The organism is Bacteroidota bacterium (assembly GCA_016195025.1).
In the GTDB taxonomy this organism is placed as follows: domain Bacteria; phylum Bacteroidota; class Bacteroidia; order Palsa-948; family Palsa-948; genus Palsa-948.
Window position 1 is genome coordinate 33,345 of the sequence record JACQAL010000072.1, and the last position, 21,863, is coordinate 55,207.

General features: G+C 42.6%; 15 protein-coding genes. 9 read left to right on the forward strand and 6 right to left on the reverse strand.

Going from position 1 to position 21,863, the window contains the following annotated elements; translation table 11 throughout:
• Positions 1–5: 5 nt before the first annotated feature.
• From HY063_13920 to HY063_13950, 7 genes are all read left to right on the forward strand, one after another.
• Positions 6–2,066, forward strand: coding sequence for a T9SS type A sorting domain-containing protein (locus HY063_13920; GenBank protein MBI3502883.1), 2,061 nt, complete (start codon positions 6–8; stop codon positions 2,064–2,066).
• Positions 2,067–2,251: 185 nt separating this feature from the next.
• Entirely contained in the window at positions 2,252–2,401 is a 150-nt protein-coding gene (locus HY063_13925; protein MBI3502884.1) for a hypothetical protein, read from the forward strand.
• Positions 2,402–2,410: 9 nt separating this feature from the next.
• Positions 2,411–6,121: a gliding motility-associated C-terminal domain-containing protein gene (locus HY063_13930; protein ID MBI3502885.1), complete on the forward strand. Its 3,711-nt coding sequence runs from the start codon at positions 2,411–2,413 to the stop codon at positions 6,119–6,121.
• A gap of 240 nt (positions 6,122–6,361) precedes the next feature.
• On the forward strand, positions 6,362–8,362 hold the full coding sequence (locus HY063_13935) for a hypothetical protein (protein MBI3502886.1): 2,001 nt from the start codon (positions 6,362–6,364) through the stop codon (positions 8,360–8,362).
• Positions 8,363–8,440: 78 nt separating this feature from the next.
• Positions 8,441–9,610, forward strand: a complete 1,170-nt coding sequence (locus HY063_13940; protein MBI3502887.1) for a hypothetical protein — start codon at positions 8,441–8,443, stop codon at positions 9,608–9,610.
• Between the two features lie 65 nt (positions 9,611–9,675).
• The gene (locus HY063_13945; protein ID MBI3502888.1) at positions 9,676–10,776 is read left to right on the forward strand and encodes an SBBP repeat-containing protein; all 1,101 of its coding nucleotides are present in this window, start codon (positions 9,676–9,678) and stop codon (positions 10,774–10,776) included.
• 27 nt (positions 10,777–10,803) lie between these two features.
• On the forward strand, positions 10,804–12,555 hold the full coding sequence (locus HY063_13950; protein MBI3502889.1) for a gliding motility-associated C-terminal domain-containing protein: 1,752 nt from the start codon (positions 10,804–10,806) through the stop codon (positions 12,553–12,555).
• A gap of 86 nt (positions 12,556–12,641) precedes the next feature.
• Here HY063_13950 and HY063_13955 read toward each other — a convergent pair whose 3' ends face one another.
• On the reverse strand, positions 12,642–13,766 hold the full coding sequence (locus HY063_13955) for a hypothetical protein (GenBank protein MBI3502890.1): 1,125 nt from the start codon (positions 13,764–13,766) through the stop codon (positions 12,642–12,644).
• A 126-nt stretch (positions 13,767–13,892) separates the two neighbouring features.
• Between HY063_13955 and HY063_13960 the strand changes: the two genes are divergently transcribed.
• Positions 13,893–14,294, forward strand: a complete 402-nt coding sequence (locus HY063_13960) for a hypothetical protein (GenBank protein ID MBI3502891.1) — start codon at positions 13,893–13,895, stop codon at positions 14,292–14,294.
• A 143-nt stretch (positions 14,295–14,437) separates the two neighbouring features.
• On the opposite strand, the gene HY063_13965 is transcribed toward HY063_13960, so the two are convergent.
• The 5 genes from HY063_13965 to HY063_13985 form a co-directional block, all read right to left on the reverse strand.
• On the reverse strand, positions 14,438–15,322 hold the full coding sequence (locus HY063_13965) for a hypothetical protein (protein MBI3502892.1): 885 nt from the start codon (positions 15,320–15,322) through the stop codon (positions 14,438–14,440).
• Between the two features lie 98 nt (positions 15,323–15,420).
• Positions 15,421–15,978 carry a hypothetical protein gene (locus HY063_13970; GenBank protein ID MBI3502893.1) on the reverse strand — a complete coding sequence of 186 codons (558 nt, stop codon included), beginning with the start codon at positions 15,976–15,978 and terminating at the stop codon, positions 15,421–15,423.
• Between the two features lie 7 nt (positions 15,979–15,985).
• Positions 15,986–16,492, reverse strand: a complete 507-nt coding sequence (locus HY063_13975) for a hypothetical protein (protein MBI3502894.1) — start codon at positions 16,490–16,492, stop codon at positions 15,986–15,988.
• A gap of 2 nt (positions 16,493–16,494) precedes the next feature.
• A complete protein-coding gene (locus HY063_13980; GenBank protein ID MBI3502895.1) occupies positions 16,495–17,598 on the reverse strand; it encodes a hypothetical protein in 1,104 nt (367 codons plus the stop codon).
• 622 nt (positions 17,599–18,220) lie between these two features.
• Positions 18,221–19,048: a hypothetical protein gene (locus HY063_13985; GenBank protein MBI3502896.1), complete on the reverse strand. Its 828-nt coding sequence runs from the start codon at positions 19,046–19,048 to the stop codon at positions 18,221–18,223.
• 500 nt (positions 19,049–19,548) lie between these two features.
• Between HY063_13985 and HY063_13990 the strand changes: the two genes are divergently transcribed.
• The coding region (locus tag HY063_13990; GenBank protein ID MBI3502897.1) for a hypothetical protein at positions 19,549–21,863 on the forward strand (2,315 nt) is incomplete at its 3' end.

Genomic DNA, 21,863 nt, shown 5'->3' on the forward strand with positions numbered 1-21,863 from the left:
ATGCAATGAAAAAATATTTATGGCTCTGCATCCTGATTATATCGGAATTCACTTTTTATTTTTTTCTTTTCAGCTATGTGTGCTTTGCTCAAACATCGATTGCTGTTGGAGGATATATGCACTCGGTTATTGCTGCGCCTAACGGTGCATGCGGCTGGGGAAATGGCGGAACAGGAAGAATTGGGTACGGAGGAACAGCCAATCCAATTGCTACACCTACTGCAGTTGTTCTTCCCGCAGGAAAAACGGTTACAAAAGTGGCTGCCGGAAAAGAAACCACTTTTTTTCTTATGAATGATGGCACCGTATATGGCTGCGGAGCAAATGATGTTGGTCAATTAGGCACAGGCAATACTACACAGCAAAATACTCCCATACAAATAGGAGCGGGAAATACATATACTGATATTGCTTGCGGGCAAGACCAAGACCACTGCCTTCTTCTAAGAAATGACGGAACGGTTTGGGGATTAGGGCGAAATGCCGATGGTGAATTAGGCACCGGAGATATCTCTGCGTCCTGCATCTCCAGCCCCTGCACCTGCGTTAGTACTAATTGCGAGTGGGCACCCAAGCAAGTAGTAGGAGTTGGAGGTGTGGGTTTTTTAACAGGTATTACAAATATTTTTGCAGGAGCATATCAATCTTTTGCTATTAAAAGTGATGGAACTGTTTACGGCTGGGGAAATAATTCATCCGGCCAGTTAGGAGATGGAACGACTACAAGCCCAAGAACATCGCCTATTCAGGTTTCAATAACCGCTACTGTTACAAAGATTATCGTGGGTGCTGCTCACACACTCTTTCTAAAAAATGACGGCACGGTTTGGGCTTGCGGTGATAATGGAGTTTCTTCCACTTGCGGATTCCTTGTTCCGTACGATAGGAATGGAAATTTAGCCCTTGCATCCATTACTTCAGGAGCATTGGTTATCGGAGCACAGTATTCTATTAAAACTTATAATGCAGGAGATAATTTCAGCAATGTGGCAGGAAGTATTTACGGAACCATTAATACAAGCTGCTGCGAGTTTACTGCTATAGGAACAACTCCTACAAGTTATGCTGCCGGCTCATTATTAGCAATTATGAATACACCCACACCCATGCAATGTAATGATCTTCCTGCTGGAACATGGATTGATATTGCAGCAGGCAGCGGTTATTCTCTTTTTGTCCGCAATGACAATACTGTTTGGGGTTCAGGAACTAATACATACGGACAATTAGCAACCGGAACTACTGCAACAAAAAAAAGTCCTGTGCAGCTCGGCTCGCCTTCTCTTTTGAGCGGCATCACACAAGTTGCGGCATCAAGAGGCAACAGCACTTCTCTTTTTTATAACGGCACTACTAAAATTCTCTATTCTGTGGGATACAATGCAGATGGTCAGTTAGGCGATGGAACAACAGGAAACGATGTTGGTTGTACGCAATGCAGATGGAAACAAGTTCAGGTAGTGGGAAGCCCGGGAAGTTGTGTTGCCACAATTTTGCAGGTTGAACTTATTTCTTTTAATGCTGCGTGCAAAAACGGAACCGTAGTTTGTGATTGGTCAACCGCTTCCGAAATCAATAATGATTATTTTGAAATTGAAAAAAGTTCAGAAGGAAAAAATTTTGAACCGATTGGAAAAATAAAAGGCGCAGGAAATTCTTCCACAGAAAAAAATTATTCTTTCACAGATGAAACTCCCTATTCAACCAATCAGTCAATCAACCAATCAGCCAATTTCTATCGCCTCAAACAAACTGACTATGACGGCAGAAATAATTATTACGGACCGATTTCGGTGAACTGCTCCTTACCTGATGAATGGAATCTGATTTTGCAAAATTTTTTCTCTGAGGATGAATTGAAAGGCACGCTGGTCACTCCTGAAAATTCTGATATAAAAATTTCCATAGTTGATTTACAGGGAAGAATCATCAAAGAGGAAAATTTGCAGGGGCAGAAAGGTTCTATTTTTTTCAAAATGGAATTAAATAATATAGCCAAAGGACTCTATATAATAAAAGCAGATTTCAACAAAAAAGAAATTGCCAAAAAGTTTATTAACCTTTAGTCCTGTTTATAAGAGCGTTTTTTCTTTCACATCCATCAATTATAATAGTGATGGGTTTTTAATGAAATCTCCTAATAAATACCCTATGTTTAGAATCAAAATCTCATTTATATTGTAAAATTGGGTAATTAATAATATCACATATTTTATTTTGTTTTTATCAGTATTGTTATCAAATTTGTGTTATGAAAACAACCAAAGACAACCAGACAAAAACGTTTTCTGCTGCTAAAAAGAAAAAAGCAACCAGCAAATTAATAAAGAGAATTAATTACAGTAAAACAAGAAATATACTATTGACGAATCCTTCTCTTTTGTATGGAATATTTGCTTAATAATAATACATGAGAACAACTATTGCAATGAAAAAATATTTTTTTCTGCCGACATTGTTGTTTTTTGCGAGTTTGTATGTCTTCGCAAAAAATAATACTTGGAATGCCAATCCTTGCAATCAAAAGGTTTTCATAGAAAACAAAGGGCAGTTTGACAGCGAATCAAAAAAAATATTGTTTGCTTCTTCCCAAGGCGGAGTTGGTTTGTTTTTCAAATCAAACGGATTAATTTACAAGTATGTTGAATTAGTTCCAATGACGGAAGAAGAAAAAGAAAAAATAGAAACACCAGCAAAGAAAAATAAATATGTAGAAGAAGAGTCAATGATTAAACAAATTCCCCATTATCTTTCTGTAGAATGGCTGAATGCGAACCCCAATGTCCAAACTATCAGCGAGGAGCCGGTTTCATTTTATTACTCGTATGGAAAAAATACAAAAGCAAGCGCATACAAAAAAATTATTTACAAAAATCTTTATCCAAACATTGATGCAGTGTATGAATTTCCTGAAGGAAAAGAAGGTGTGAAGTATTCTTTGATTCTTCATCCCGGTGCAAATCCTTCGGATGTAAAAATGAAATGGAGCGGCAAAATTTCTTCCGATGCTTCGGGAAACATTACTATTAAATCTTCCTTCGGAAATTTCATTGACCACGCTCCTGTTTCTTATTATGAAAATGGTGAAAAGATTGGTTCGTCTTTTGAATTGGCAGGTAACATCGTTTCGTTCAAACTCCAAACTCTAAACCTCAAACTCCAAACTATTATCATTGACCCTTGGACAACCAATCCCACTTTCAACACGAACAATAAAGCATATGAAGTGGCGTATGACAATGCGGGAAATGTGTATGCGTACGGTGCGGGCGCTGCTGCGAGCACTCCCCATCAACTGGCGAAGTTCAATAGCGCGGGAGCGTTACAATGGATATACAGCGCAACGAGTATTGCGAGTTATCAAAATGATTTCGGAGATTTTACTGTGGATAAAAATACAGGCAACTGTTATGTGGCTGAACAATGGGCTGGCAATTCGGGTTATCCTACGATAATGCAAATTTCAACTAATGGAATGTTAATGAAAAGTGTTTTCTATAATAACACTACAAATAAAAAAGCAGTGTTTGAATTTCAGCGATTGGAATTTAATGATTGCAATCAGACAATTGTGTGCGGCACAGGCGGTCTTCCGAATTCTTCGGGCTTTGATAACACGCAAGCCGTGGTGTTTGATTTAAACCTTAATACAGTAGTTAATCAAACTTCGGTGGTAAGCACTATTGATGGAGTGGATGTGCAATTGTTAGCAATAGATAAATATAGTTGCTGCCAATATGGATATATTCTTACTGACTATAATACGTATACCGGCAATAAATGCCGGTTGGTAAAAATGGCAATGGCTGGATTATCTTCTGTATGGAATATTCCCACGCAGCATAAATTTGCAGAAGCATATAGCGCGCTGTACAAAGCTACTCCGAATGTTGGCGGTCCCTGCAATGGCGCTGGTTGTTCAAACGGCTATAACGGAATTGCCGTGAGCCCGACTTATGTTTATACATATGACAGCGACTCGATTTGCAGATGGGATAAAAACTCAGGCGCATTGGTTGCTTCCGCACATGTTTCGTCCACAGCGCCATCTTACAGTAGCTGTTGGTTTAATAGCGGTGCAATTGAAATTCATTGGGGAGGGCTTGATGTGGATGAATGCGACAACACTTATGTGGGAGTAGGAAAAGCAATTAAAGTTTATGATTTATCTTTCAATCTTATCAACACTTACAATCTTCCCGATACAGTTTATGATTTACACCTCGCTCCGAACAATAAATTATACGCCAGCGGAAAAGGATTTGTAACGGAAATAAATAATACAGTTGCAACGAGCAGCACAACATATTCTGTAACGGTTTCATCCACCCCATCATCAGGATGCAGTGCTTGCAACGGAACTGCAAATGTTGTTGCAACCGCAACTGTAACCTGCGGTGCTCCGCCAGTGTTTTCATATTCTTGGGCGCCCGGAGGGCAAACCACTACTGCGATTTCAAATTTATGTCCGGGAAATTATACTGTAACAGTCACAAGCAATTGCTTTCCTGTCTCCACACAAACTGTTGTAATCACCGGAGGAAGTATTGTGGTGGCAACTGCAACTGCGTCTCCAACCACCTGTGGAAACAATAACGGCTCGGCAAGCGTAACCGTTACTACCGGAACGGCTCCTTACACATACAGTTGGTCGCCATCAGGAGGAACAAGTTCTGCCATTTCAAATCTTGCAGCAGGAAATTATACCGTAACGGTTACCGATGCGGGCGGATGTTCAGCCATTCAAACAGTTTCGGTTGCGCCATCAACAGGAATCACAGCCACTGCAGGACCAAATCCCACAATCTGCGCGGGACAATCGGCAACTATTTCCGCAACGGGAGGCGGAACGTATTGGTGGACGAACGGAAATACAAATTCATCCATTATCATTTCTCCTGCATCAAGCACAACCTATTCAGTAATTGTTACAACGAACGGATGCACGGATACTGCTTCTGCAATGGTAACGGTGAATCCATTGCCGACTGTTACTGTTCCGAATACAACTATTTGTATTGGCGGTGCTGCAACGCTTACTGCCAGTGGGGGAACAAGTTATTCGTGGAGTAATGGTTCAACCTCAAATCCAATTTCTGTTAATCCTCCTTCCACAACTACTTATATAGTTGTGGGAACGAATGCAAGCGGCTGTTCCGGTTCCGCATCCGTAACAGTTTCAGTTTCTCCTCCTCCAATTGCTTCCGCCATATCAGCCACCATTTGTTCAGGGCAAAGCGCAGCGCTCACTGCAAGCGGTGGAGGAAATTATTTGTGGAATACCGGCAATACAAATTCTTCCATCATCGTTTCGCCCACTGCCACTTCAAATTATTCGGTGGTTGTTTCCATCGGCTCGTGTGCCGATACTGCCAAGGCAACAGTAACTGTCAATCCTGCGCCTTCCGTTTCTCTTGGAAATAATCAAACACTTTGTGACGGACAAAATCTTACGCTCAACGCAGGCAATACCGGAGCAAGTTATGTGTGGAGTACAGGCGAAACCACACAGACAATTAATATTTCTTCCGTTGGAAATTATTGGGTGATTGTTGCTTTTGGAAATTGTCTTGCGATGGATACAGTAAATACTTTTTCTGCTCCCGGCATTTCTCTTTTTGATTCTTCGCTTTGCACTACTTCGCCCATTGTTCTTGACCCGGGGAGTGGAGCCACTTCTTATTATTGGTCAACCGGAAATACAACACAAACAATTTCTACCGATACTGCCGGCACTTATTATGTTACCGCAATGTTCGGCAATTGCGCGGCAACAGCCATTGCAAACATTCACGGAATGCCCGGAGGAGAAGGAACATTGTATGTTCCCAACGCATTCACACCGAATGGCGACCATCTGAATGAAATTTTTCTGGCGAAGGGAGAAGGAATTGTTTCTTTCAATATGAATATTTTTGACCGATGGGGAAATTTAATTTTTGCTTCAGATGATGTGAACAAAGGGTGGGATGGAATCATTCAAGGCGGGCATTATACTCTAAAAAAAGATGGACAGGAAGTTTCGCAGGAAGACGTTTACGTTTGGAAAATAAATTATACCACGCAATGTTTTCCGAAAAAATCTGAGAGAATGATGGGGCATTTGTCTTTAGTAAAATAGAAGAACTCGAACCTTTTGTTATAATTGTTCCAGAGAATGAGTTTATATTTTTATCCTTAAGCAATTTCAGAAATGCGCCAGTTCCACTCAAAGGTTACTGGATTCTCCGCTCCCTCTGCGGTTAAAAAGATGCTTTAGTTCCGTTATTAAATTTCTCTTCTGAAAATTTTTTACTCCCGCCAATCTTTCTATCTTTACCCTGTTGCTTTTTTAACAGGAACCTAAAAAAAATTTCTTGCCATGAAAAAACTTTTATCAGCCAACGGACTGATCCCGCATTTCGCGGGACTCCTTCGCTTCTTTTTCCTTTTTGTATTTTTCGTATCAATCCGCTTTTCGGTGATTTCACAAAACATCGGCATCAACACCACGGGTGTAGCGGCTGATCCTTCTGCATTGGTTGAAATCGGCAAAGGAACATTAGCAACGCCAGATGTTTTAGGACTGCTCATTCCTCGTGTAAACTTAACCATCACCACTTCCAATGCCCCCATCGGTGCAGGCATTGTAACAAGTTTAATGGTTTACAACAATGCAACGGTGAACGATGTTACGCCCGGCTATTATTACTGGGACGGAACAAAGTGGGTGCGATTTAATACCGGAGCAGGAGGAGGCAATGCCTGGCTGCTTCTTGGTAATGCCGGCACACTGGACGGAACAAATTTTCTTGGCACCACCGATGATGTGCCTTTAAGTTTCAGAGTGTGGAATACCAACGCAGGTAGAATTGAATCTGATGCCGGAGTCGGAGGAAATTTTTCAAATACATTTTTGGGGTTTCGGGCAGGAATAACTAACAACACGGGCGGCTACAATACTGTTATGGGAGATGGGGCAATGCAAGCAATGGGAACCACTGCTGCCAGAAATACTGCTATAGGAGCAGGCGCTGGTTTTTGGATTGGCTCTATTGCCACCGGCACCGACAACACCGTTATTGGAAATGGAATAATGACCTTGTGCAATCCGGTTAGTTTCAACACTGCGGTGGGAAGCGGAGCCATGTATGCCGTAAGCGGAAACAGTAATACTGCGTTAGGATATCAGGCAGTGAACGGCAGCGCATCCTGCGTAAATGGAAGTTATAATATTGGAATAGGATATCAGGCAATGTTTGGCAACACATGGCCTGCTGTAAGCGCCAATGATAATATCGGCATTGGTTATCGTTCATTATATAATCTTACCAGCGGAGCATCTGATATCGGCATCGGCAGTTCTTCACTTTTATCTAATACCACAGGAAGTTACAATACTTCCCTTGGCGTGTGGTCGCTTTATAATAACACTGCGGAAAGTTATAATACCGCGTTGGGATATCTTGCATTATATTCTCAAACAGGAAGCAATATGACCAATACGAATAATGTTGCAATAGGAAATTATTCCATGTATAGTAATAATCCGGGTGTCAGTACCGGTTATGGCAATGTTGCCGTAGGCGACTATGCGATGTATTACAACACCACCGGATACAATAATACCGCCATCGGAGGGGGAACTACCGGTTCGGGAGGAGCGCTTTATTACAACCAGACCGGATTCTACAATACCGCTGTGGGCTATCAGGCGCTATATGGTTCATCCACTATCTCCTCTAATGCGAATACAGCAGTAGGAGACCAGGCGCTTTTCTATGCCAACACCGGAGGATATAATACTGCCTGCGGAGAGTTCGCGCTGCAAGGTACCGGCAGCATCACCGGACAGTATAATGCCGCCATAGGGGCATGGGCAGGTAAAGCCGTCAACGCTGGCAATTCAAATGTATTTCTTGGCTATGGAGCCGGTTATACTACAACAAGCCCTTCTAATAAATTATTTATTCAATCGTACAATTCAGGCGGCAGCGGCACCACTCCTCTTATCTACGGTGATTTTAATACAGGGCAGGTTAGCATTTTAAGCAGTACCTTATCAAATACATTGTTTGTAAACGGAACTACAAAATTAGGGAGCAGCGGAACTACAATTACCAATGTTATAAATGCAACTGTTGTATTAGATTTACCAAGTATTGCAACCGCGGCATCTTTGGCTCAAACATTTACTGTTACAAATGCGCAAACCAACTCGGCAGTTTTTGTATCACCCGCAACTGCTTTAACAGACGGACTAATTATATGTTACTGCAGAGTATCGGCAGCAGGCACTGTGGAAGTTAAATTTAAAAATACTTCTGCGGGAGCGATTGATATGGCATCAATGAATTGGTATTTTACGGTAGTACAACAGTAGTGAGGAATTTATTTTCTGCAACTCAAAACAAAGCAAGGAACAGCAAATAAAAAAATAATTCTTAACAAATAAATCACAATGAAGAAACTTTTATCAGCCAACGGACTGATCCCGCATTTCTCGGGACTCCTTCGCTTCTTTTTCCTTTTTGTATTTTTCGTATCAATCCGCTTTTCGGTGATTTCACAAAACATCAGCATTAACACCACAGGCAATCCGGCAAACTCTTCTGCCTTGCTTGAAGTAGGAGAAAATGCCAACCTAACCGCAGGAGGAGACACCAAGGGCTTTCTCTGCCCCCATGTTTCGCTTGCAAGCATCACCGATGTAGCCACCGTTGCTTCGCCCGCTAACGGACTCATTGTGTATAACACCAATGCCGCCATGACAAACGGCAACGGGGTGGGCTTATATTACTACTGCTCCAGCGGCTGTTCTACTACCGGCTGGAAGTTTATGGCTGCTGCCAATAACGGACCTGGCGCCAGCGGGCAGGTGCTTACTTCACAAGGCGCAGGGAATGCTCCCCAATGGGCTGCCGGTGGAGGCGGAAATTGTTTTACCAACTGGCAACTGTATTACAGGGCTGATGGTTATACTACAGCAACAGCAACCAGCGGAACGCTGGGAACAGGAACTCCCGGCTCATTTACTGTACCAGCTGGCGTTACAACCGTTAAGGTAGTGGTATGGGGAGGCGGAGGCGGAGGATGTAGCTGCACTGGTGCCACCCTTGGTGGTGCAGGCGGAGGCGGAGGTGGTTATGCTGAAGGTATATTTACGGTAACCCCGACTAATGTTTATACTTCTACTGTTGGTACAGGCGGATCGGCTGGTGGTGGTGGTGGAACAACAACACTTACGGGTGCAGCATTTACTATTTCAGCCACCGGTGGTTCAGCAACACTCAACGCAATAGGTGGCGCTGGCGGAATAGGAAGCGGGGGATATTTGAATACCACCCTGGGTAACGGAGGCAGCGGTGGCGGTAGCACTGCTTCGCCTTATATGCCCGGGCTCAATGGCGGGGGCGAAGGTGGCTCAGGAGGTGCACCTCTTAGCACGTTATGCAACGGTGGCGGTGGTGGTGGAGGATATGGCGGAGGAAACGGGGCGTATTATAATAATTCAGGAACTAATGCTGCTGCAAATGCAGGCGCTGGCGGTGGTGGCTCTGTTGGTGCTTGTGGTGGTTGTTCTTCTTCTGGCGGGAATGGCGCAGGAGGTAGAATACTCATATTTTGGTAGACCGGAATAGGAGTTAGTGGAACAAATCAGGTGACAACAGTTTTGTTTTAGTTGAATGGTAAACAATGAAAAAATTATTTTTACTCTTATCCGTTATTTTTCTTTCACGCATTGTAAATTCCCAAAACTGGTACTGGGCGCGTGCAAGTTCGGGCAGCAGCGTTCAACTGGCAACGGGCGTTGCGGTGGACGGTTCGGGAAATGTTTATGTTACCGGTTTTTTTGATGGCGGCTCCATCACTTTCGGAACAACCACCGTTACTTCTGCGGGCAACCGAGATATTTTCCTTGTAAAATATTCTCCCTGCGGAAATGTGCTCTGGGCGAAAAGTTTCGGAGGCGCGAGTTACGATGCAAGCTGGTCGGTTGCCACCGATGCCAGCGGAAATGTTTTTGTAACCGGATACATTGAAGGCACGGCAAACTTCGGTTCAGTCACGCTCACACCGGGCGGAACCAACCCGAATGTTTTCCTGGTGAAATGCAATCCGGCAGGCGTTGTGCAGTGGGCGAAAAATTCTTCGGGCAGCGCGCCAATTCCTCCCGGAACACTTGTGGATAATCAGGGGCATTGCGTTTCCACCGATGCCGCGGGCAATTCCTACATCACCGGCTGGTTCGCCACTACGAATATCACTTTTGCTCCCACTACACTTGTAAATGCTTCGTCAAGCGGAGTTCCCTATGAAGTTTTCGTGGTGAAGTACGATGCTGCGGGAAATATGGTGTGGGCGAAAAGCGCGCAGGGAACACAAAATGATTTTGGAAATTCCATCGCGGCAGATAATTTTGGAAATGTATATGTAACCGGCTCGCACATGACCACTATCAACTTCGGAAACACTTCTCTCGTCAATTCTACTTTCAACAGCGATATGTTTCTCGTGAAATACGATGCGTCAACCGGCTCAGACCTCTGGTCAACAAAAGGAATTCCGAACAACGCAAGCGGTCCCACTGAAATCGGACAGACAGTTGCAACGGACGCTCCGGGAAATATTTATGTGGGCGGACAATATAGTTCTCCTTATATTATTTTCGGAACCGATACGCTCTTCAATTCGCAGACCTCTTTCCCCATGACCTATGATTATTTCATAGCGAAATATAATTCAGCGGGCGCAGCGCAGTGGGCGAAGTCAGGCGGAAGCGCATCGGGAAATTAAAATGGCGCGAGCATTGCCGTTGACACATTGAAGGGAGTTTACCTCACCGGAACTTTCACTTCTCCTTCCATCACCATTGGAACGAACACGCTTTTCAAAACAGGCGCATCCGACCCCATGTTCATTGCCGAATACGATGTTTCAGGAAATGTTCTCTGCGCCACTTCGCTCGACAACGGTGTGCCCGATTACGATAACATCATGGACATTGCCACGGATTCTTTCGGGCAAATGTTTCTTGCCGGTGACTACGCGAAGAATCCTTTAATCATCGGTTCAAATTCCCTTCCTCTAACCGGAACTTACAATTCGTTCTCTGCCAAATTCACTTGCGGTCCTCCGCTTCCTTATGCGCAATTATCGGCAAGCGTAACTGCAACCTCTGCCGCCTGTTCTTCTCCGAATGGAAGCGCCACTGCAACCGCAACGGGAGGAAGTTCGCCTTATACTTTTCAGTGGAGTAATTCGCAAACCGCGCAAACTGCTACCGGGCTTGCTGCAGGAAATTACACCGTAACAATTACCGATGCCAACGGATGCAGTGTTTCATCCACTGCCACCATTACCGCAGCCGCATCTCCGACAGTTGCTGTATCATCATCTCCTGCAAGTTGTTCTTCTCCTACAGGAAGCGCAACTGCAACGGTGAGCGGAGGAAATTCTCCTTATACCTATAATTGGTCATCGGGCGCAACCACTTCTGCCGCCACCAATCTTTCCGCAGGAAATTATTCTGTTACCGTAACGGATAATTCAGGATGCACGGCAACTGCAACTGTTTCCGTGAGCGCGATTGGCGCGCCAACAGTTACCGCTACTTTTTCAAATCCCTTGTGCAACGCGGGAACAAACGGGACTGCAACAGCAACGGTGAACGGAGGAAGTTCTCCTTATACTTTTTCATGGAGCAGCGGGCAGACAACTTCCGTTGCCACCAATCTTTCCGCAGGAAATTATTCTGTTACTGTAACAGATAATTCAGGATGTTCGTCAACACAAACCGTAATGCTCACGCAGCCCAATGCTATTTCTGTTTCCCCTTCTTCAACTGCAAACACAAGTTGTGTTTCACCGAATGGAAGCGCGACTGCAAATGCAAGCGGAGGAACAAGCCCGTTTACTTATTCATGGAGCAATGGCGGAACAACTTCTCAAATCTCAAATCTCACTTCTCAAATCTATTCCGTAACAATCACAGACAATAACGGCTGCACGGCAACGCAAACGGTTTCAGTTGCGGGACCAACACTTCCCACAATTTCCATTTCAGGAAATGCAAACATTACATCAGGGCAAAGCATAACAATTTCTACTAGTGCGAGTGGAGGAAATCCTTCCTATACTTATGCGTGGAGTCCTTCAACTGGATTGTCCTGCATTTCTTGTGCGAACGCTGTTGCAACTCTAACTGAAACTACAACCTATTGCATTTTGATTACAGATGCGAACGGTTGTTCCGATAGTTCCTGTATAACCATCAATGTTGAAATTCCCTGCAAAGGGATTTATGTGCCCAACGCTTTTTCTCCCAATACAGATAATGAAAATGATTTCTTCCGCGTTTACTTCGGAAATATTTTATGCGTGAAAGAATTCAAAATGGTTGTGTATGACCGATGGGGAGAAAAAGTGTTTACTACCGCTGATGCCGCATTTATGTGGGATGGAATGTACAATGGGACGCTGATGCAATCCGGTGTCTTTACCTATTATATGTATGCCCGCTTTGATAACGGAGATGAAGTGAACAAAAAAGGAAATGTGACTCTGCTAAAATAAAACCGGTTATTCCGACCTCCGACAAGTCGGGGCAGGTTTATCGGGGCGAGTTTGGTGCGCTAAGTATAAACCCCTATGGCTTTTTCTTATTTCACATTTTTGGTTAAAATGGGCTCAAACGAATCCACCTTGCGGCAAATGAAATTATACGCCACTGTTTTATTGATATTATCTTTTGCTACTTCGGCTTCAAACATATTGGCTATTTCGGGAGCATCGTCAGGCATTTGAAAAACAACCATAACTTCAAGAAAAGAATAATTAAAATCGGTTCCGGTTATTTCATTTGTATTATTTGCATTTCTTTCATACTGTGTTCCTTTTTTCTTCTCCCAGTTGGCGGAATGAAAAATAACTTTTAAGAGTTTATAATCTTTACACTCCATGTCCGTTTTCCATGCAGCCGTTAAATTTTTTCGCAGTGTTTCTTTGTCGGCACCGGCATAAATTTCTTTCGGGCATTTAGTGCTGGCGGCTTTTTCTTCAAACTCTTTTTTTTCTTTTTCCTCCCGTTCCTTTTTATCGGCTTGCTGCTCCGCTTCGTATTTCTGGTTCACTTCCGCGTTCATGGTTTCGATTTTTTTCTTTGAATCCTCTGCCTGCGTTTGCAGATTCATTGCGGTGGCATCGTTCGTTCCTTTGAGCATGCGAATGGCGGCAATGTAAAAATCAATGTTGGAATATTCTCCGCCAAACCGGCTTGCAGTGATGTTATGCTTGCTCTTTGCCGATTCTTCTGTTTCAGATATTATTTTTTCTATTTCTTTTTTTGCCAACACATCGGTGCCGGAATAATTTTGTGCCATATACTTTTTAAAGTCATTCATTTTGGCTTGCGTTTCGTTATACATATTGTACATCTCTCCCGGCATGTTATTGTAATCAAGCGAAGCGTTCCAGTAATCGCGGTATTTTTTTGCGAGCGCTGCGGTGTCTTCACATGCTTTTTGAAAATCGTTTGCGGGTTTCGTTAAATCGTTCAGATAATTTCCGTGATTGTAATATTCACGATTAATTTCTTTTAACCGCGCATTGTCTTTTTCATAATCAGGATAGGATTTAATGTCCAGCACTTTGTTCAGTTCATCTTTAGAATACTTTTTATGTTTTTTTCCTCCGCCCGAACCCATCTGCCAACTCCAGTTTGCTTGCTGCGCAAAGCAGGTGAATGAAAATGAAATGAGGAACAGGAAGAGAAAATATTTTTTCATTGTGTTTTGGTTTTAAAGTTGAGTGCGTTTCCGCAAAGATAAACAGTTTAAGAATTCCTGCAAGACGAGGGAACAAATTAAAATTATTGCTTCCTTTGCATCATGAAAAATAAATTGCTAAAGAAAATGTTAACTCCAGAACAATTCAAAGAAATGAAAATGTATTTTCGCATGGTTGAGGAGACATATAAAAAAGCAAAAAAAATAAAAGGCATCACTCCCAAAGAATATGAAAAACTCCTGCGCGAAAATAATATTCCTGAAAGGTACATTAAAGGAGAAATGGAAATGACACATCCACCGGCAACCTTCCGTGCCGCGCGAATTAAAAAAGGACTTTCGGTTAATCAACTCACGAAAAAATCAAAGGTGAATATAAGCCGTCTCGAAAATTCCCTGTCAATAAAGCATTACGGAATAAAATCCATTGTCAGAGTTTCCCATGCGCTGGATTTGACCTTGGATATTGCTTTTGTCCCGCACTCTGAAAAACAAGAAAGCCCTCCTCTGAGAAAAATTAAGGATTAAGGAATTAGGATTTGGGATTTAAAATCCTTAATCGTAATCCCGATAGCCATCGGGACTTATTCCCAAATCTTTTGTATGTGGGAGGGGGATATTGTGGACTTACTCAAGCACGAAGGAAGATCTTTGCTTTACGCAGGTAATTGTTAATGTTTTTTTAAAACAGTTTCGCTAATGTCTTTCCCATCAATCAAAACTTGAAAATCGTCTGACCAAAGTTTTCCTGTTCCTGATAGAATTGTACCAATATAAATTGTAACTGCTTCTTTTGGCAGAAGAAGCTTAACGGAATATAGTGTCCAATCCTTTGTACCGATTATATTTTTATACATCATGTTATCAAACCCCAATGATTTATTTAGTTCTTTTCCATCAATTCTCAACATGAGTCCTATTCCTCTTTCAACATTTTCCATTTTAACATATGCCTTTACTTCAATTTCTTTTCCCTCATAATCTGCAGGAATAGCATACGCTACACAACCAAAGGATTTTTGTGTTATGTCTTCAGTAGGTTCCATCAGCATAGAATACTTCCCACCATGTTTTACAGTAGAGTCTACTCTGAAAACATAGTCATGCGTTCCCCATTGAAACCATGGGATAGGGAGGTCACCCTTATTAATATTTTTTTCAAATCCAAAATTGAATCCTTTGTTGTCTTTTAAAAGAGCAAGTAGAGAATCCCAGCGTTTGTCGGAATGCAGCGGATTAAAATCTCCTTCCTTTACCATTCGATCAGAATTTGTGAATAAATTCTTTTTTACCAAGCGTTCAAGACAATAAAAAGCACTGTCAGCATTATTTGCTAAAGCCCATGAACGAGCTGCGTTGTACCTATCTTCAGGTGTTGCTTTCCATCCATATGATTTAAATGCTGAAGAATAAGCAAGAGCAGAATTTTTATAGTCCTTCGCTTTGTATAAAGAGTCCGCTTTTTTTATAAAGGAAAAATACTCCGAAGGAAGTGGCTGTCCAAAAAGCAAGTTTGTTACGATTGCAAATGATAAAATCAATACATATGTTTTCATTTCTATTAAATTTATTTTTTGCGCTTGTGGCTAATTGGGGATTGTCAGCAAAGATAAACCGTTTAAGAATACCTGCAAGAGCGCCAGTGGGAGGATTATTACTTTTCTTTTTTAATGCGGATGATATAAATTTCTTTCAGCGTATCGGTGTCCGCAGGTGTCATGTAGTTGGCAAATCTTTTGTCTTTATTATATTGTATGAAAAAGGCAATTCCCTTATCCTTATAAAGAACATCGTTGTACCCGTATCCTTCTTTGGGCGGTCCGTATATTTTATAAATATCTTTGCGCGTTGATTTATTTACCTGAATGCCTTCCGCGGTTTGAAATTTGCAATTCCCGTAAAGAGTAATCCGCCAGAGAGTTCGCGAAGAATGCTTATAGGAAGAAGTGAAATAAAATTTCACTCCCAGATTTTCGTAGTCGTAATAATGATAGACATACGTTGCATAATCGCAGCATAATTTAAAATCCTTAAACTTTCTTTTTTTGCCTTTTCCAAATTCTTTGATAAGGTCTTTCAGTGTTGATTCATTCAATTTTATATTTCCTGCTCCTTCCCCGGGTTTAATTAAAATACTATTCGCCTGCTGAAAAGAAGTAAACAACAGCAGTATGCTTGCTGCGGAAATATAAAGTTTCAGATTTCGTGTCATACAGGTTTTACTTCGCTGGTGTTTTAAATGATGTTGCAAATCCAATTACAAGCCCTGCTGATAATCCCAGTATTCCAAAAAAAACAGGCGGTCCCCATCCTCCGAAAATCAGCCAAAGAACAATGGTTGCAATTGTCCCGATTGTTCCGCCCAAGCCAATCCATGAAATAATATGAAGAAGCCGGTCTCTTCTTTCCATTCTAATAATGCGGTAAACAATCCCGATGAGCGCGGAAGAAATCCATAAGGCGATTAAATAAAATAATGCTACTGAATCATATTGAATGTCTCGGGAGATTTCAATGTTCTTAGGATTATCAGGCAAAGGTTCGTCACTGCTTTGGAATTCTTTGTAAGCGGGTTTTGGCGGAGGTTGCCATAAAGGGCAGTCATACACAATGCAGGAAATTGTTTTGTTTTCAATTTGAAGACAACATTCCCATCTTGCATTATAGGCAGCCCAGACCAATCCGGCAACATTGAGCAGAAGAAATATAAACTTTAATGCGCGCATGATTATAATTTTTTGTTAGCGTTTGTAATCGCAGCAGCAGGTATCATCCTGCTTTTAGAATCCGAATGCCAGTTGTAGATGTCAACGCTTAATTTGGAAAGAACCAAAATCACTACCATTGCATTCCCGCTTCCTGTTGTTTCTATACTTGCAAATCCTCCAAGCGCTACGCAAATTATGAGCACATGTATATGTTTTAGCGGAGCAAATAATTGTGATTGCGTGTCACTAACGGTATTGTCGTTTTCGGAAATAATATATTGAATCAGAAAAATCAAGTGCTGTATAAATAGGGCAACACCCATCCAATAGAGATATATGATGTTTGGCATACTATCTACAAGATGTGGCGAGCCGATTATTGAATTGAGTAGATTAAGGAAAAAAGAATAACCGATTACAATCAGGAAGGTGAAATAAGTTACGCAAAATACAACGAGATTAAAAAGCAGGAGCAACCACGAATCTCTGCAAACGATAATGATTTTTATTATGTTGAAAAACCCGATTATGAAAACTTCGAAAAAATAAAGCAGCACAATTCCCATCGGATTCCAATTATAATATACAATGCCCGCCAGCGGAACAAGATTATTAGCGATGATAAATCCAAGGAGGGATAAATTTTTAAACTCGCCCCGTTTTATGCTTTGCAAAATGTTTTTTGGCGCGTGATAAATAGCAGCGGGCAGCGACACAATATCTTTTTTTATGGAAGCCATTCCTTCTGAAAACGATTTTGCCAGCGCGGTTCTTGTCTCGCGGCTGATAATGGCTTTGGTGAACGGAGGCAGGCATGCGAGCGAGAGCAGCACTAAACTAACACCCTGAATAATGTTCCCGTACCGGAAAAAATTCAAGGATACCAGGAGAAAAACCACAAACAAAACCCACCCGGTAAAGATAAGCAGTTGCCTGAAAAAATTCGTTCCCACCTGAAACATCTTCAAACGCCAGAATAAAAACAGGATGCCCAGAGCAGGAACTGCTAACAGTATTCCAAGTTTCCATTCTGCAACCAGGAAACACACCAGCGTGAGCAGGCAAAATACGCCAAAGAAAACCCATCCGGCAAACCGCAGCGCATCTTTTAAGAATTGTTTCATGCCGTCAAGTATAGAAATTATTTTTTACTTGTAAGTATACCTTCGGTAGCCCGGGTTGCTTCAGTATGCATATGAAAATATTTTTAATAGGACTTACGCAGAAGTTTAGTGAGTATTGTCATTTCGACCATAGGGAGAAATCTCGTATGTTTGGCACAAAGGAGATTCCTCGCTTCGCTCGGAATGACACCGTTTTGCGTAAGTCCTATTTAATACAAAAACAAGATTATTGGGACTAAAGTCCATTTTTGCTTTTCATTCTAATCCCCGACCTGAAGGTCGGGGCAATTAAGTGCAGACAATAGCTCTCCGATTTATCGGAGGGTAAAAAGCGCACCGTTGGCTTAACAGAAGATACTTCCGGTTTAACAATCGGTACTTCCGGCTTAACCAAAGGTACTTCTGTTAAATGAGAAGACACTCCTCATTTAACCATCGGTACTTCGGGCTTAACAATCGGTACTTCTGTTAAGACCATCGGTACTTTTGGCTTAACCATCAGTACTTCTGTTAAGACCATCGGTACTTTTGGCTTAACAATCGGTACTTCTGTTAAGACCATCGGTACTTCTCATTTAACGAGCGGTACTTCCGGCTTAACAGAAGCCGTTCCACTCACTTATTACCCTACGGAGAAGTATTCAAAAGCCGTCCAGGTGTAAGGGTCATCCATTTTATCGCTGAAAACATGATGACCGGAGATTTCCGAAGAGGAAGAAACGCTTTTTTCAGAGGTCTTCGTAGTATGATGCGTTTTCTGGCTCTTGCCCTTGCGTGCCGTTCCTATGCTGGCATGGCGGGCGGCTACGAGGGCTCCGCTGTCGAGGTCGCTGAAAATAACATCGGTTTGCGGAGTAACTCTTGTTTTCAGTTGAGCGGCAGCGGGCACGGTTTTGTTATTGGGAACCCCTGCATACTGCCACAGGTGCGCTTCTGTTTTACTCTTCTCCATTTTCTTTGCATGCAGGTGAAGCGTGCCGGGTCCTGATTTAATTTGTCCGAAATCGGGTTTGGTGCCGGTGTTTTTGCTTTTGAGTTTAAGTCCGAGGCGAAGCACCACAGCAATTCCTGCATTCACATCGCCTTGCGCTTTCGCCACCGCGCGCGCCACTCCCTGCGCATACACGGCATTGAGGCGGTAGGTTTCATTTACAATGTTGCGCTGCTCGGTTTCCTGGGCAGCCGTGGCGGTGGGCGGAACGGTTTGCCGCTTGGTATGAATGTTGAGCAGCGTATCTGCTTGCGCATGCGCAGTGCCATCGGGCACGGGCGGATTGGTGGCATCGGCATCGCCTGTAAATACAACGCCTTTTACTTCGCTCACCGCATCGGTTACCGTGAGCAAACTGATGTCGCTGAGCACTACGATTTTCGGGAGGTTCTTTTTGGTTGCTGCAAGCAGGATAATTATCCTTGATAATTCTCCTGCGGTCATGGTTTTCTTTTTCATTTTGTTTTTGCGTTTATGCTCGCCAGCGTTACTGATTGTTTTTAATTGTTTAGCGGGAAGATGCGCCTCCATAAATAATTCCATAAACAAAAGAAAAAATAGTTTGCGGGTGCGGATAACTAATCGTTACGAATCTGTCCGATGGAATACGGCACCGCTCCGACAAGTCGGAGACGAGTTAACTTTGTTCGGAGCGAATAACAGCCCTTGTATTCATTCGAAGATTCGCAGTTATTCGTTATCCGTACCTGTTGAAATTATTCCCGCTCCTGCTATTTTTTTTCTTTTATCTTTAGCCGTTCTTTTCTAAAATATATATAACGATGAAAAAACTTTTTACTCTTTTAAGAACTCTCCCTCTTTCCAAAACTAACTCACCCCGACTTCGTCACCCCTCTCTTTTAAATACAGAAGTACGAACATTCGAACAATCGATTTACGAACATTCGAACAAACTTCTCATAAACTTTCATTCGTCTTTCGATTGTTCGATTGTTCGATTGTTCAGTATTCGCTGTTGCCGTGAGTTTCTTCCGCTGCTGCTCTCCATTTTATTTATTGCGGCTTGCGGAATTGCAAATGCGCAATACACCAAACTCTTTGATTTCACAGGCACCGCAAATGGAAGCGAGCCAATGGGTTCTCTTATTTCTGATGGAACCTATCTGTATGGAATGACCTATATTGGAGGCGCGGGCAATCAGGGTGCCATCTTTAAAATAAAACCTGATGGAACAGGATATACCAACATATATTATTTCGGATACAATGTTCAGGATGGTGCTTACCCCAAGGGCTCTCTTCTGTATGACGGTAATTATTTATATGGAATGACAGAAGATGGAGGGGCAAATAATCTTGGAACAATTTTCAAAATAAGAACCGATGGTACCGGCTATTTTAAAATTCTCGATTTCGCAGGCACAAACGGCTCTTATCCAGCGGGTGATTTGATTAGTGACGGAACAACTTATCTCTATGGAATGGCAAGACGGGGCGGGGCAAACGATTTAGGAGTCGTCTTCAAAATAAAACCCGATGGCACTGGATATACTGACCTCCTTGATTTCGCTGGCTCTTCAAATGGTAGTTATCCCTTCGGCTCTCTTACCTCTGACGGAATATATTTCAACGCAATGACCAATACGGGTGGTACAAGCAATGATGGAACCGTATTCAAAATAAAACCCGATGGCACCGGCTTTTCCAAACTGCTGGATATGTACGGAGCGAATGGATATGATCCTAACGGCTCTCTCGTTTATGACGGAACTTATATGTATGGAATGACCTATTATGGCGGCTCTCCAGTTCATGGAAACATTTTTAAAATAAGAACCGATGGCACCGGCTATTCCGATTTATTTGATTTCAATGGAACCAATGGAGATAAACCTACGGCAAATCTTGTTTTTGACGGAGGCATTTTGTATGGAATGACCTCTAACGGAGGCACAAATAGTTTAGGATCGCTTTTTAAAATACAAACGGATGGAACGGGCTTTTCGAAACTGCTAAATTTCTCGGGCACAGCAAACGGAAGCATCCCTTACGGCTCTCTTCTTTCCGGTGGAGGAGTTTTGTACGGAATGACTTTTCAGGGTGGAACAAGCAATGTCGGCACCATATTCAGATATTGCCTTGGTCCAAATATTACTGTTAACGCAAGTGCTACTACTGTGTGCGCTGGAACTTCCGTCACCCTTTCCGCTTCAGGAGCAAATTCATATTCGTGGAACACCAGCCAGACAACAAGTTCAATTGTTGTTTCGCCAACAACTTTATCTTCTTATTCTGTAACCGGCACAAACACGAATGCCTGCACAAACACAGCCGTTGCAAGTGTAAATGTGAACGCGCTTCCTGTGCTTTCTGTTTCTTCTCAAAGTGTTTCCTGCAGCGGGGGAAACAATGGCAGCGCAGTGGTTTCTGTTTCAAGCGGAGTTTCACCCTATACTTATTCATGGATGCCTAACGGGCAAACCACTTCTGCGGTCACCGGACTTTCGCAGGGAACAAATACTATTCAGGTTACCGATGCAAATGGCTGCAGTGCGCAGCAAACAGTAAGCATTACTCAGCCTGCGGCTCTTTCTCTTTCAACTACCGTAACAAATGTTTTATGCTTCGCTGGAAACAACGGCAGTATATCCACCACTGCATCGGGCGGAACATTTCCATATACTTATTCCATTTTACCCGGTAATCAATTTACAAATCTTGCGGCCGGAAATTATTCTATAACAATTACCGATGCCAATTCATGCACTGCAACAAAAACTGTCAGCATCACTCAGCCCGCTATTTTGTCGGCAAGTGTTTCTGTTGTGGCTAACGCTTCCTGCGGAAATCCGGATGGAAGCGCAGCGGTAACTCCCTCAGGAGGAGTTGCTCCTTATACTTATTTGTGGAGCAACGGGGAAGTAATTCCCAACCCCAATACTTTTTTATCAGGAACGTACAGTGTTACAGTAACTGATAATAATGGATGCACAAGTTCCGCTTCCGTAACAATTACTAATTCAAATCCTGCTCCTCCTTCGATTTGTTTAATCACAGTGGATTCTATTTCCAAAAATAATTTGATTGTGTGGGATAAAACCACATATGTGCTTGGCGATACTTTTTTAATTTACCGCGACACGGCAAACAATGCGTATGGATTAATCGGAAAAGTTCCGTACGATTCGCTGAGTTGGTTCATTGATACCGTGCGCACACTCTATGCCGCCAATGGCGACCCGAATGTTACTTCCTGGAGATATAAACTTGCTGTGAAAGATAGTTGCGGCAACACCAGCGCAAAGAGCCCTTA